The sequence below is a fragment of the Lacinutrix salivirga genome (assembly GCF_053604675.1).
Window position 1 is genome coordinate 1 of sequence record NZ_JBSHNP010000097.1, and the last position, 13,835, is coordinate 13,835.

At 31.8% G+C, this 13,835-nt stretch carries 14 protein-coding genes and 1 tRNA gene; 9 read left to right on the forward strand and 6 right to left on the reverse strand.

Annotation, left to right across the window (positions count from 1 at the left end):
• Positions 1–144: 144 nt before the first annotated feature.
• The 3 genes from ACVC5O_RS05820 to ACVC5O_RS05830 form a co-directional block, all read right to left on the reverse strand.
• Positions 145–2,244 (reverse strand): M13 family metallopeptidase, encoded by a 2,100-nt coding sequence (locus ACVC5O_RS05820; RefSeq protein ID WP_452220533.1) that lies wholly within the window; start codon positions 2,242–2,244, stop codon positions 145–147.
• Positions 2,245–2,363: 119 nt separating this feature from the next.
• Positions 2,364–2,882 (reverse strand): nuclear transport factor 2 family protein, encoded by a 519-nt coding sequence (locus ACVC5O_RS05825; protein ID WP_452220534.1) that lies wholly within the window; start codon positions 2,880–2,882, stop codon positions 2,364–2,366.
• Positions 2,872–3,393, reverse strand: a complete 522-nt coding sequence (locus ACVC5O_RS05830; RefSeq protein ID WP_452220535.1) for a hypothetical protein — start codon at positions 3,391–3,393, stop codon at positions 2,872–2,874. The genes ACVC5O_RS05825 and ACVC5O_RS05830 overlap by 11 nt, the downstream gene beginning before the upstream one ends.
• Before the next feature lie 154 nt (positions 3,394–3,547).
• Here ACVC5O_RS05830 and ACVC5O_RS05835 point away from each other — a divergent pair, with 154 nt between their 5' ends.
• Positions 3,548–4,489 (forward strand): NAD-dependent epimerase/dehydratase family protein, encoded by a 942-nt coding sequence (locus tag ACVC5O_RS05835; RefSeq protein WP_452220536.1) that lies wholly within the window; start codon positions 3,548–3,550, stop codon positions 4,487–4,489.
• A gap of 218 nt (positions 4,490–4,707) precedes the next feature.
• Here ACVC5O_RS05835 and ACVC5O_RS05840 read toward each other — a convergent pair.
• Together ACVC5O_RS05840 and rseP are read right to left on the reverse strand one after the other, a co-directional pair.
• Positions 4,708–4,781, reverse strand: a tRNA-Asn gene (locus ACVC5O_RS05840).
• A gap of 71 nt (positions 4,782–4,852) precedes the next feature.
• A complete protein-coding gene (rseP, locus tag ACVC5O_RS05845; RefSeq protein WP_452220537.1) occupies positions 4,853–6,196 on the reverse strand; it encodes an RIP metalloprotease RseP in 1,344 nt (447 codons plus the stop codon).
• Positions 6,197–6,362: 166 nt separating this feature from the next.
• Between rseP and ACVC5O_RS05850 the strand changes: the two genes are divergently transcribed.
• The 4 genes from ACVC5O_RS05850 (at position 6,363) to ACVC5O_RS05865 (ending at position 9,576) form a co-directional block, all read left to right on the forward strand.
• A complete protein-coding gene (locus tag ACVC5O_RS05850) occupies positions 6,363–7,031 on the forward strand; it encodes an SCO family protein (RefSeq protein ID WP_452220538.1) in 669 nt (222 codons plus the stop codon).
• Positions 7,032–7,109: 78 nt separating this feature from the next.
• Positions 7,110–7,346, forward strand: a complete 237-nt coding sequence (locus ACVC5O_RS05855) for a FeoA family protein (protein WP_452220539.1) — start codon at positions 7,110–7,112, stop codon at positions 7,344–7,346.
• Complete coding sequence (gene feoB, locus ACVC5O_RS05860) at positions 7,339–9,438, forward strand: ferrous iron transport protein B (RefSeq protein WP_452220540.1); 2,100 nt, start codon at positions 7,339–7,341, stop codon at positions 9,436–9,438. Before ACVC5O_RS05855 ends, feoB begins: the two co-directional genes overlap by 8 nt.
• A gap of 6 nt (positions 9,439–9,444) precedes the next feature.
• Positions 9,445–9,576: a FeoB-associated Cys-rich membrane protein gene (locus ACVC5O_RS05865; RefSeq protein WP_452220541.1), complete on the forward strand. Its 132-nt coding sequence runs from the start codon at positions 9,445–9,447 to the stop codon at positions 9,574–9,576.
• Positions 9,577–9,777: 201 nt separating this feature from the next.
• Here the strand turns inward: ACVC5O_RS05865 and ACVC5O_RS05870 are convergent, their stop codons facing one another.
• Positions 9,778–10,200 (reverse strand): hypothetical protein, encoded by a 423-nt coding sequence (locus ACVC5O_RS05870; protein WP_452220542.1) that lies wholly within the window; start codon positions 10,198–10,200, stop codon positions 9,778–9,780.
• A gap of 131 nt (positions 10,201–10,331) precedes the next feature.
• Here ACVC5O_RS05870 and ACVC5O_RS05875 point away from each other — a divergent pair, with 131 nt between their 5' ends.
• The 4 genes from ACVC5O_RS05875 (at position 10,332) to ACVC5O_RS05890 (ending at position 13,664) form a co-directional block, all read left to right on the forward strand.
• Positions 10,332–10,991, forward strand: coding sequence for a metal-dependent transcriptional regulator (locus ACVC5O_RS05875; RefSeq protein WP_452220543.1), 660 nt, complete (start codon positions 10,332–10,334; stop codon positions 10,989–10,991).
• On the forward strand, positions 10,978–11,772 hold the full coding sequence (locus ACVC5O_RS05880) for a transporter (protein ID WP_452220544.1): 795 nt from the start codon (positions 10,978–10,980) through the stop codon (positions 11,770–11,772). Before ACVC5O_RS05875 ends, ACVC5O_RS05880 begins: the two co-directional genes overlap by 14 nt.
• Before the next feature lie 82 nt (positions 11,773–11,854).
• Complete coding sequence (locus ACVC5O_RS05885; RefSeq protein WP_452220545.1) at positions 11,855–12,763, forward strand: metal ABC transporter solute-binding protein, Zn/Mn family; 909 nt, start codon at positions 11,855–11,857, stop codon at positions 12,761–12,763.
• A 163-nt stretch (positions 12,764–12,926) separates the two neighbouring features.
• On the forward strand, positions 12,927–13,664 hold the full coding sequence (locus tag ACVC5O_RS05890) for a metal ABC transporter ATP-binding protein (protein ID WP_452220546.1): 738 nt from the start codon (positions 12,927–12,929) through the stop codon (positions 13,662–13,664).
• Positions 13,665–13,835: the final 171 nt, after the last annotated feature.

Here is a 13,835-nt window from a genome sequence, read left to right on the forward strand (position 1 = left end):
AAACTTATAACAACAAAAGACCACATTTGAATCTTAACATGAAAACACCTAATTTTATACATAACAAAAAACCAGAGAAGTTAACTTCTCTGGTTTAATTTATTTTTTAAAAACTGTCAACCTATTTTAGGACGACTCATAGCTTTACCAGATACGTACTCTATCTTCTGGAGCAATATACATTTTATCACCTTCTTTAATGTTAAACGCTTCGTAAAACGCATCTACATTTAAAAGAGGTTGTACAGCTCTATTCATTCCAGGCGAATGAGGATCGGTTTTAATTTTTGTTTTTAAAGCATCGTCACGCATTTTAGTTCTCCAAACTGTTGCCCAACTCATAAAGAAACGTTGCTCTGGTGTAAATCCATCAATATTTTCTGGTCTTCCGTTTTCTTCAAAACTCATTTGCAGAGCATCGTAAGCCGCTAAAACACCACCTAAATCTCCAATATTTTCTCCTAAAGTAAATGCACCATTAATATTAACATCTGGTAACACTTCAATAGCACTATATTGGTCTGCTAAGCTTTTTCCTAAACCTTCAAATTGCTTTAAATCTTCGTCTGTCCACCAGTTATTTAAGTTTCCATCTTTATCGTAACGTGATCCTGAATCGTCAAAACTATGAGAGATTTCATGACCTATAACTGCTCCAATACCTCCATAATTAACGGCATCGTCTGCTGTGTAGTTATAAAAAGGTGGTTGTAAAATAGCTGCAGGAAAAACAATCTCGTTGTATGCAGGATTAAAATAAGCATTCACCACTTGTGGAGCCATATACCATTCGCTTTTATCTACTGGTTTTCCTAATTTATCAATATCCTTTTTAAAGTTCCACTCACGTGCATTTAAAGAGTTTTGTAGGTAAGAACCTCCTTCTTCAACGCTATTAATTGTTAAAGCAGAGTAATCTTTCCATTGGTCTGGATAGGCAATTTTTACTTTAGTTGCTTTAAGCTTTTCAATAGCTTTCTTCTTAGTTTCTTCACTCATCCAATCTAGTTTATTGATTCTGCCTTCGAATGCTAAAATGACATTTTTAATCATTTTTTTAGCTTTCTCTTTAGCTTCTGGCGGAAACTTTTTATCTACATATAATTTACCTAAAGCTTCACCAATAGTTCTATTAAGCGAACCTAAAGCTCTCTCGTCTCTAGCACGTTGCTTTTTAGCTCCATTTAATTCTTTTCCGTAAAATTCCCAATTTGCTTTTTCTATATCTGTGCTTAAAAAACCAGCTGCACTATTAAATGCATCCCATTTTAAATAGGTTTTCCACATCTCTACATCACCTTCAGCTAATATCTCTTGTAGTTTATTAAAGTATTTTAATTCACCTACAATCACTGTATCTACACTTTTAGCTCCAATACCATCTAAATAATTTCTCCAGTTTACTGCAGGAACCATTTTTTGTAAGTCGCTTATTGATCTTGGATTGTAACGTTTACGAGCATCACGACGATCTACTTTGTCCATTTTAGACTCTGCAATACGCGTTTCGAAAGCAAGTATTTTATTGGCTTGTGCTTGTGCATCTGCTTCAGAATCTCCTAAATATTGAAGCATTCTAGTAATATGCGCTACATATTTTTCTCTTTTTTCTTTGGAGTCTGCATCGTCTTTTACATAATAATCTCTATCTGGTAAACCTGTGCTTCCTCCTCCAAGATAAGCAACATTTCTATTACTATCTTTTGGGTCTGCACCAACACCAAAACCATAAAAAGAGCCTCCTCCTTTTGGTTCCATTTCAATTATGTAAGCTTGTAAATCTTCAAGATTTTTAATGGCATCAATCTTAGCTAAATACGGTTTTATTGGTTCTAAACCTTGTTTATTACGTCCTTCTGTATCCATTATTGTTTGATAATAATGCACAGCTTTTTCTTGGTCAGATCCTGGTAAAACTTGTATTTTATTTAGGTCTTTATCGTTAGTCATTGCTTCTTCTAAAATAGCAAGAGCATCTGCATCTGTCATTTTTCTTAACTCTGCAAAACTTCCCCAAGTTGATCTGTCGTCAGGAATTTCGTTGGTGTCTAACCATTTTCCGTTTACGTATTTAAAAAAATCTTCGCTTGGTTTAATACTAGTGTCCATGTAATCTAAATTGATGCCTGGAACTTGCTCAACTTCTACTTGAGCGACATCTTCTTTTTTGTCTTCTTTACACCCAATTATAGCAACAAATGCTATAGCTGAAAGTAAGGACGCTTTTTTAATATTTAGTTTCATTTTTAATTTTGGTTAAATTAATACTTGTAAGTTACTTATTAATTAGAAGTTTGGGATTCTATTTTGTTACATCTTAACAAAAAATTAATACATTGTGTAATCAAAATATTACAATACGTTTATCTTGTTTTAAGTTTTTGGGTATATAAATTATCACTTTCTTTTTTAATTTTTACTACTTCGGAAACATTGGCGTTTGGGATAGCTATGGATAACACATAGTGTGCAACTTTCCAAGTATTGTTTTCTTTTAGTAATACTCCAGAGCCTCTACAAAGCTTCATTTGCGTGTCTAGTAACTCATCAAACCAAACAGTGTTTTTGTCTTCCGAAACGTAAATATGCCGTTCTAAAGGTGTAAAACTCCAAGCTTTTCCTTTATCGAAATAAGGTTTAGAAAAGGTTTTAAACGCGTTGTTTTGCCAGTTTTCTGAGGCATCTGTACCAATAAAAACACCTTTTTGAGTCATTAAATTAAAATAAGCATCATAATCTGCATTGGCTGCAGCTTTATGCCAATTATCTAAACTGGTAGTAACCTCTTTTTTTATTTGCTGAATGGATTCCGATGTATTTTCAACCAAACTAGATTTACAAGATACAAACAAGATAATTATGAGCAGTAATTTAATTTTCATTTAAAAACGGTTTTTCAACATTTAAAGACTCTTTTTCGTACTTTTTATTTATTTGATACTTAAAGTTAGAAAAGGCTACTAAAACTTCTTCAGTAATACTTAATGTTTCAGATTTATTTGCATTATTTTGATTGACGTGGCTTTCTAATTTATTGAGTTTTGTGCTTAAAACAAGAATTCTAGATAAAATGGGTTCTGTTTTTATAGCTTCGGGTAATGTAATAGTTAAATCTTTAATTAATGCCGAAAAATTATCGTTATTCCCAATAAAATAAGTGTAATCTGCTAATTTTAAATCGTTTATTATTAGTTTTAATTCTTGGTATTTGTCCCAATTTTCTAACACAGGTTTTGCTTTTTTATCTATTGCAAAATCAACGACATTTAGCTTAGCGATGTCTTCTTTTTTAACAATAAGACTATCTTGAACTGTAGTGTTTTCTAAATTTATCTTAACCTCCTTCTTACAAGATATTAATAGAATTACAAGAACTAGCAGTTGTAATTTCATGTGTTATAATGGTTTAATTATTTATATTTTTTATACAAATATATTAGATTGAAATTAAGTTTTACCAAGATTGTGTTAAATGAAAAGTTATAGCTCTACTTTTTTGCAATTATTTTAAAAATCTAATTACTTTTACTTCAATTTAATAAAATACATGACTTCAAAAATTTTAATTATAGGTGCTTGTGGCCAAATTGGATCTGAGCTTACACATAAACTTAGAGCGATACATGGTGTAGAAAATGTTATTGCTAGTGATATAAATACTAGAAAATTGGACTTAGTAAATTCTGGTCCTTTTGTAATACTTGATGCAAAAAACGTTAATGCTATTAAAGATTGTTGTATTAATAACAATGTAAAAACAGTGTATTTAATGGCTGCATTATTAAGTGCTACAGGCGAAAAATACCCAATGGAAGCTTGGGATTTAAACATGAATTCTTTATTTCATGTATTAAATTTAGCTAAGCAAAAAGTTATAAATCACATTTTCTGGCCAAGTAGTATTGCTGTTTTTGGGCCTACAACACCTACCGAAAACACACCACAACACACAACTATGGAACCAACAACTGTGTACGGAATTACCAAACAAGTTGGCGAGCGTTGGTGTGAATATTACCATAAAAACTATGGTGTTGATGTTAGGAGTTTGCGTTATCCTGGTATTATTAGCTGGAAAACATTACCTGGAGGTGGCACTACAGATTATGCTGTAGAAATTTATCATGAAGCCATAAAGACTAAAACATACGAGTGTTTTTTAAGTGAAAATACTGCTTTACCAATGATGTATATGGAAGATGCTATTAAAGCTACAATAGACATTATGGAAGCAGATAGTGATGCTATTAAAATACGTTCGTCGTACAATTTATCGGCTATTAGTTTTACTCCAAAACAAATAGCAGGATCAATACAAGAGCATATACCTGAATTTAACATGACTTATAAACCCGATTTTAGGCAAGCTATTGCAGACAGTTGGCCAAAAAGTATTGATGATTCTAGTGCAAGAAAAGATTGGAACTGGAAACACGATTACAATTTAGAAGATATCACTAAAACGATGTTAGAGAATTTGGGAAAATAAATACCTGTTGAATAATTATAGATTTAAAGCCTAATACATTTGTAATAGGCTTTTTTTGTTTTTGTGCATAAAAAAAGCCACTATCTCTAGTGGCTAATTTAAACTTGCTCCTCCTCTTAGGCTCCCTTCGACTGCGCTCAGGATAAACTTCTCGCCAAAAACTTAATAATTTTAAACAAAAAAATCCGACACAAATAATGTATCGGATTTATAACTTGCTCCTCCTCTTAGGCTCGAACTAAGGACCCTCTGATTAACAGTCAGATGCTCTAACCAACTGAGCTAAGGAGGAGTGTTTTTTCGCTGTTGCGAGCGCAAATATAATTTGTTTTTTATATCCTACAAAACAATTTTTTAATTTTTTTAATTAAAAATTGCTTTAAATATGTCATTTCCGTTTGCAAATAGTACTAAAGCAATTAAAATAAAGAAACCTATCATTTGAGCGCGCTCTAAAAATTTCTCACTTGGTTTGCGTCCAGATATCATTTCGTAAAGTAAAAACATAACGTGCCCACCATCTAAGGCTGGTATTGGTAATAAATTAAGCACACCTAACATTATAGATAAAAATGCTGTTAAATACCAGAATGCTTGCCAGCTCCAAGTAGATGGAAAAATATCGAAAATAGCTTTAAAGCCTCCAACACCTTTGTAAGCTCCTGTACTTGGATTAAATATTGCTTTTAACTGTCCAAAATAAGAACCTATTTTATCTGTAAACTTGTTTAATCCAACTCCAAAACTTTCAGCAAAAGTATATTCTTTTCTTGTAATGGTTAGGTAACCTAATTCTTCGAATTTCTGCATACTATTGGCTCTTAAAATATCTAATTTTCCATACTCGTCTATAATTAGTGGTCTTTCAATAATTTGATTATCTCTTAGAAATGTTGAGCTTACTGTTTGTCCCTTATTAGATTTTATGAGTGGTTCTAATTGGTCATCATATTCAGCAGGTAAACCATTAATTGTTTTTAATATATCTCCACTTTTTAAATCTACAGATTTATTTAATGAGGTATCTAAAACTTTTTCTACTATAAAAGGGAATCTTAATTTAAATAATCCATATTCCTTTTTAGAAGACGATAATTGTCCTAAAAAATCCACAGGTAGCTCTATTGTTTTAGGCTGTCCATCTCTATTAACAGTTACTTTTTCTGCTCCTATAATATGGTCTATTATTTCAGAGTCATTATAAATCTCTACATCATCAATGGCTAAAATATTATCACCTGTTTCAAACCCAATAGATTTCAATACTGGATTTTCAATCAAATAACCATCTTTTAAACTTGCGGTTGCAATATCTGCATCACCATAAGCAAAAGAGGCTAAAATGTAAATGATTAGTGCTAATACAAAGTTCACAAAAACACCACCAAGCATTATAATTAAACGTTGCCAAGCTGGTTTAGACCTAAACTCCCAAGGTTGTGGTGGTTTAGCCATCGCTTCAGTGTCCATACTCTCATCAATCATTCCTGCAATTTTAACATAACCTCCAAGTGGTAACCAACCTATACCATAAACGGTTTCTCCAATTTTCTTTTTAAATAGGGAAAATTTTACATCAAAAAAGAGATAAAATTTCTCTACTCTTGTTTTAAATAATTTTGCAGGTATAAAATGACCTAATTCGTGAAGCACAATTAACAGAGATAAACTCAGTAAAAATTGACTTATTTTTATAATAAATTCCATGTATTGTCTTTGTTCTTTTTGTAATCGCGCAAAAGTAAGTATTTAAGCTTACTTTAAAAAGAGATTAACAGTTTGCTTTACACTCTTAACAAATTTTAAGCCAAAAAACGCGTACAATTTTTAATTTCATTTGTATTTTTGCATTACTTTATTTAAACTATAATTTATGCTATCTTTTTTTAAAGACTACAAGTATTTTGGTATAGCGTTCGCAGTACTATCACTTATAATTATCCTCATTTTTTATTCTATTTTAAATGTAGAAAAACCACTTCCTGTTTACCAACCAAGTAATGTAGAAACCACTTTAGTTGACAGTACTATTCAACATGTAAAAAAATATCATAAAATAGCTAATTTCAGCCTTATAAATCAAAATGGAAAAACTATAACACAAAACGACTATAAGGATAAAATTTATGTGGCAGATTTCTTTTTTACCACTTGCCAAACCATTTGTCCGATTATGACAGATCACATGGTTGAAATCCAAAATAAAATTAAAAACGACAATGATGTGATGTTATTATCGCATAGTGTAACACCCGAAATTGATACTGTTGCTCAATTAAAAAAATATGCTTTAAAAAAAGGCGTTTTAGATTCTAAATGGAATTTAGTTACAGGAGATAAAAAGCAAATTTATGACCTCGCTAGAAAAAGCTATTTAGCCGTTAAAGACGATGGAGATGGAGGTCCTTTTGATATGATTCACACCGAAAACTTTATGCTTATAGATAAAAAGCAACAAATTAGAGGATTTTACGATGGTACAGATCCTGAAGCTATTTCTCAGCTTCTATTGGATATTAAAAAATTAAAAAAGGAATCTTAGCATTAGTTTCTACAGTATAATTTTTTAGCGTAAAAATTTTCACTTATTTTTACTTCTTTAAAATCAATCTAAATAAGCTTGAACACAACTTTAGCACAACTTAAACGTGGCGAAAAAGCCGTTATACTAGATGTTTCTTCGGAATTAATTCCTTTGAAATTATTAGAAATGGGTTGTTTGCCAGGAAATAATGTAGAGCTTGTGCAAGTCGCTCCTTTTGCAGATCCTTTATATTTAAACATAAACGGAAGCCATTTAGCGATTAGAAAAGAAACTGCTATTCACATCATCATAGAAAAAATAATCCATGAGTAAACACATTAACGTTGCACTTATTGGAAATCCAAATACAGGAAAAACCTCTGTTTTTAATGCACTTACTGGTTTAAATCAAAAAGTAGGTAATTATCCTGGTATTACTGTAGAAAAAAAAGAAGGAATTTGTAAACTTCCAAGAGGTGTTAAAGCTCATATTATCGATTTACCTGGAACCTACAGCTTAAATGCGTCTTCTTTAGACGAAAACGTGGTTATTGAGTTGCTTTTAAATAAAAACGATAAAGATTTTCCAGATGTAGCTGTTGTAGTTAGTGATGTCGAAAATTTAAAACGAAACCTTCTTCTTTTTACACAAATTAAAGATTTAGAAATTCCATGTTTGCTAGTTATAAATATGGCAGACAGAATGCGTTATAAAGGCATTAGTTTAAATATTCCTTATTTAGAAGAACATCTTCAAACTAAAATAGCGCTTATTAGTACTCGCAAAAAACAAGGTATTGATAATTTAAAGGAGCTAATTACAAACTATAAGGAGCTTTCGGTGACACCTTGCTTAAACGCTTCAAAAATTGATACAGATTATTTTAAACGTTTACGCACAGCATTCCCAAACCAATTACTTTATAAATTGTGGCTAGTTATTACACAAGATGTTAATTTTGGTAAAACCAACCGAAAAGAAATGGATGCCATTGCTAGTTTTAAAACCAAATCTAAAAGCGATTTAAAACGTTTACAGCAAAAAGAAACTATAAAACGCTATCAATTTATTAATAACACCTTAAAAAAAGGACAAACTATTGATGCCTCTAAAGCTAAAGGCTTGCGCGCTAAATTAGATAGTGTGTTAACGCATAAAGTTTGGGGTTATGTTATCTTTTTTATCATCTTATTAACCATCTTTCAAGCCATTTACGATTGGTCCACTGTCCCAATGGATTTTATAGACAGTACGTTTGCTTCTTTAAGCGAATGGACAAAAAACAGTTTGCCTCCAGGTGCAGCAACCAATTTATTAGCCGAAGGTATTATTCCTGGATTAGGTGGTATTGTTATTTTTATACCACAAATTGCCTTCCTATTTCTGTTTATTGCTGTTTTAGAAGAAAGTGGCTATATGAGTCGTGTTGTCTTTTTAATGGATCGTATAATGAGGCGTTTTGGACTTAGCGGAAAAAGTGTTGTACCACTAATCTCTGGTACTGCGTGTGCAATTCCTGCAATTATGGCAACCCGAAATATAGAAAGCTGGAAAGAACGCTTAATCACTATTCTTGTAACCCCTTTTACAACCTGTTCTGCAAGGCTTCCTGTGTATTTAATTATAATCGCTTTAGTAATACCAGAAGGTAGTTTCCTCGGTTTAGGCTATCAAGCATTAACCTTAATGTTACTGTATTTAATTGGTTTTGGTGCTGCAATAGTTTCAGCCTATATTTTAAATAAAATATTAAAAATAAAAAGCAAAACCTTTTTTGTAGTGGAAATGCCAAACTATAAGCCTCCATTACTTAAAAATGTAGCATTAACGGTTTTAGAAAAAACAAAATCCTTTGTCTTTGGAGCAGGTAAAATAATCTTGGCCATATCTATAATACTTTGGTTCTTGGCGTCTTATGGTCCTGGAGAACGTTTTAATAATGCCGAAACTATTGTAACACAACACTATGCATCTCAAAATTTATCTCAAGACGAATTACAGCAAAAAATAGCCGCTCACAAATTAGAACATTCCTTTATAGGTATTGCAGGACATGCCATTGAGCCAGCAATTAGACCATTAGGTTACGACTGGAAAATTGGTATTGCAATAGTAAGCAGCTTTGCAGCAAGAGAGGTGTTTGTTGGTACTTTAGCAACTATTTATAGCGTTGGTAGTGACGAAGAGGAAACCATTAAAAACCGAATGGCTGGAGAAGTCAACCCTATTTTAGGAGGACCACTTTTTAACTTCGCTTCTGGGATTTCTTTGCTGTTGTTTTATGCCTTTGCTATGCAATGTATGAGTACATTGGCAATTGTTAAAAAAGAAACCAACAGTTGGAAATGGCCAACATTACAATTAGTAATAATGACTGCTATTGCTTATATTGTAGCTTTGGTCGCTTATCAACTTTTAAAGTAATTTATTATGAATACAATCATTCAAAATACAATTGTATTTACTGCAGTACTGCTAGCAGTTGGGTTTATAGTGAAGAAATTTTTCTGGAAAAAGAAAGCCGAAAAATCTTGTGGAACAAACGATTGTGGCTGTCATTAAAAATCCTTTTAAAAATGAACACTCAATAAATTTAAAACATTACTATTTTGGCGTTACTTTAAAAATCCTGCAAAGTTTTTATCAAAACCTTGCAGGATTTTTAAAGTCAGGCTGTCACTACTCGCTCTCTGCGAGGAGCTCAAACAAGCCGTTCCATCCTTAACGCGCTTACTCAAATAAGCCAATAAAATGCAAAAAAAACTACTTTCTAATATCTAATTGTATATAATACTCCTCATTCTTCTTTTCAACACCATGAATTGGATAAGGATACACATTAAGTCCTGTAATTTTTAAACCTTCAGAAGAAAATAAATTACCAAGCATTTTTGTAGATGGCATTGCATTAGGTATTTTTAACACTTTCTGTTCTGTTTTTTTTCCATCTTCAAACACATCTACTAACACCTCAACTTCGCCAGCCCAAACACATTGTACGTTTTTAGGACAACGAGAATCCGTAACCACTTTAACAAATTTAAGTTCCACAGCATTAACCGTTATTGATTTACCAAACTCTAATTTAGAGATAATTTTAGGCGTTTCGGCTTTAAGTTTTGTTGAGTCTTGCGCAACTATTGGCAAGCTAATTAATAGTATAAATAGTAATAATAAAGGTCTCATAATGCAATGTATAGATTACTAATTTAATAACATTATCCATACCATAGTTTACAATGTTTGAAAATATACCTATTTTAGTTACCTTTGAAAAATATTTAAGTAAGCTTAAAAATTAATTAAAGTAATTAAAAATGTCTGTAGCTATAGAAAATTTTGTAAAAGCAATTTACAAAAATGAAAATCACGACAGTAATGATACCAAACCAGGTAACATTGCAAAAAAACTAGGCATTTCTAGTGCAGCTGCCACAGATATGGCAAAAAAGCTAGCCACTAAAGACTTGCTCCACTACGAAAAATACAAAGTGTTAAAACTTACTGAAAAAGGCGAAAAAATGGCCTTGAATGTGGTTAGAAAACATAGACTTTGGGAAGCGTTTTTATATAAAACCTTCGATATGTCTTTACACGATATTCATCGCGAAGCAGAATTTTTAGAACACCAAACTTCAGATTTTCTAGCCAATAAAATTAGTGAGTATTTAGGGAATCCAAAGTTCGATCCTCATGGAGATCCAATACCTAATGCTAATGGAGAAATAACAACAATAAATACATCCATAGCATTATCAAACACCTCAGAAGGCAAAACATATACCATATCTAGATTAATGAGTGACGATAAAGAGTTCTTTGATTTTTGTGCACAAAATGGTCTCAAATACGGAAACACTGTTGTAATTACTAAACAATTCAGCAACAATAAAATGACTCAAATTTTAATAAACAATAATACAATTATATTAAATCAGGATTTTACTGCTAATATTTATGTCGATGAAAATAATTAAACTTTATAAAATAATTGTATTAGCATTACTGTTAGTAACCTCAATAGTTTCAGCTCAAGAGAATACTAATCTCGAAACATTAATTACAGACAGACCAGACGCTACAGAATCGCCAACAGCAATGCCAAAACGGTTTTTACAAGTTGAAACTGGTGCCTTTTATGAAAGTTATAAAGAAAATAATACAAAAACTGAAGATTTTACTTATAACACAACACTTGTTCGTTATGGATTATTAGATAATTTAGAACTTCGTTTAGGTTGGAATTACACGAATAGCAAATTAACATTTAATGGGAACGAAATAGCTTCAGCAAATAGTTTTTCGCCATTATTATTAGGTTTTAAAGTTGGAATTGTCGAAGAGAATGGAGCCATGCCAGAAATAGGCTTTTTAGGACATTTAAATTTACCATTTTCAGTAAAAAAAGAATTTAGACCAGAAAATACTGGAGTAGATTTTAGATTTTCATTTGCGCATACGCTAAACGAAAAATCAAGCTTATCTTACAATATTGGTGCAGCTTGGGAAAATGATTCGCCAGAAGCAGCCTATTTATACACTATTGCTTATGGTTACAGTTTAAGTAATAAATGGGGAATTTATGCAGAGTTATATGGTGATTTTCCAGAAAACAGCAAAGCAAACCACCTTTGGGATGCAGGAGTTACTTACTTAATTTCTAACAATTTTCAGTTAGATGCCACTGTTGGATCTAGTATAACTAATGGACAAGATATTTTAATAAGTACAGGGTTAAGCTTTAGAATACCTAATTAAGCATGTCATTTACAGTGATTTTTAAAGCTTAAAAAAATTAATACTATTAACGAAAAAATTACCGCTTTCGCGAAAACTAAAGATGAAAAAAAACATACTTATTCTATTTACTATAATTAGCATTCTAAGTTGTAAAGAAAAGCAAACAAACGGAAAACTTAACGTTGTAACCACTACAACAATGATTACAGATTTAGTAAAAAACATTGGTGGAGATTACATTAATCTACAAGGATTAATGGGAAGTGGTGTAGATCCACATTTATACAAAGCAAGCGAAGGCGATGTTAGTAAACTAGTAAATGCAGACATTATTTTTTACAACGGTTTACATTTAGAAGGTAAACTTGTAGAGGTGTTTGAAAAAATGGAAAGCAATACAAAAACACCTATTGCATTAGCTGAAGAGATTGATAAAACAACCTTAATAGGATCAGACTATTTTGCTTCTAATTACGATCCTCACGTTTGGTTTAATATCGATTATTTTAAGCTATTTGCTAAAAAAGTGACTCGTGTTTTATCTGAAAAAGATCCCAAAAACGCTGTAAACTATAAAGAAAACGAAAAACGGTATTTAGCAGCATTAGAAAGCTTACAAAACAAAATTAAAGTTACTATTGAAACCTTACCAAAAGACAAACGTATTTTAGTTACAGCACACGATGCCTTTAATTATTTTGGAAAAAGCTATGGATTTGAAGTCGTTGGATTACAAGGATTATCTACTGCCACAGAAGCAGGTGTAAAAGACGTTCAAAATCTATCTAAATTTATAATCGATAAAAAAGTAAAATCTATTTTTGTAGAAAGCTCTGTGCCTAAACGTACAATCGAAGCCTTACAAGCAGCAGTAAAATCTAAAGGTCACGAAGTTACTATTGGAGGCACATTATACTCAGATGCTCTAGGAAACGCAGGAACTATTGAAGGCACATACATTGGTATGTTTGAGTATAATGTGACTACTATTGTGAATGCGCTTCGCTAGTTTGCAGTATTCAGTAGCAGTTTGCAGTGCTTACTTTATTGAAAATAAAAAAAATAAATGTTAGTGTTATTACGAAGGAAGCATGACTGATGTAATCTCATAAATTGAAACTAAAAACAAACAGATTGCCACGACTTAAAAAAGTCTCGCAATAACAATAAATATGAAAAGTAAAATAGCAGTTAAAGTAGATGACCTTACAGTAGCCTACAACTACAAACCAGTACTTTGGGATATTGATTTAGAAATTCCAGAAGGTGTGCTCATGGCAATAGTTGGACCAAATGGCGCAGGAAAATCTACATTAATAAAAGCCATTTTAGGCATTTTAAAACCCATTGCTGGTAGTGTAAGTATTTACGGAAAACCTTATAGCGAACAACGCAAACTAGTAGCTTATGTGCCACAAAAAGGAAGTGTAGATTGGGATTTTCCAACCACAGCATTAGATGTTGTGATGATGGGAACTTATGGCAGTTTAGGGTGGATAAAACGTCCTGGACAAAAAGAAAAAAAAGCCGCTTTAGAAGCTTTAGAGAAAGTAGGTATGCTAGCTTTTAAAGGCCGACAAATAAGTCAGCTTTCTGGTGGACAACAACAACGTATTTTTTTAGCAAGAGCGTTAGTGCAAAACGCATCTATTTATTTTATGGATGAGCCATTTCAAGGAGTAGATGCCACAACAGAAATAGCAATTATTAATATTTTAAAAGAATTACGAAAAGCAGGCAAAACAGTTATTGTGGTGCATCATGATTTACAAACTGTTCCAGAATATTTTGATTGGGTGACGTTTTTAAATGTGAAAAAAATTGCAACAGGTCCTGTTAAAGATATTTTTAATGATGATAACTTGACTAAAACCTATGGTATTAACTATAAGGTGAGCATTCAGGAGTAAAAAGTATACAGTTAGCAGTCACAGTTTACAGTGCTTACTCGAATGAATACTAAGAGAGCGTCACTTCGAGTGATTTTTGAAGCATGAAAAAATTGTATCGAGAAGCAATTAAAAAAGTTATCAATACAATTTCAAAAAAAATCGGAAGCACTCAAATTGACAGAAAAGTTA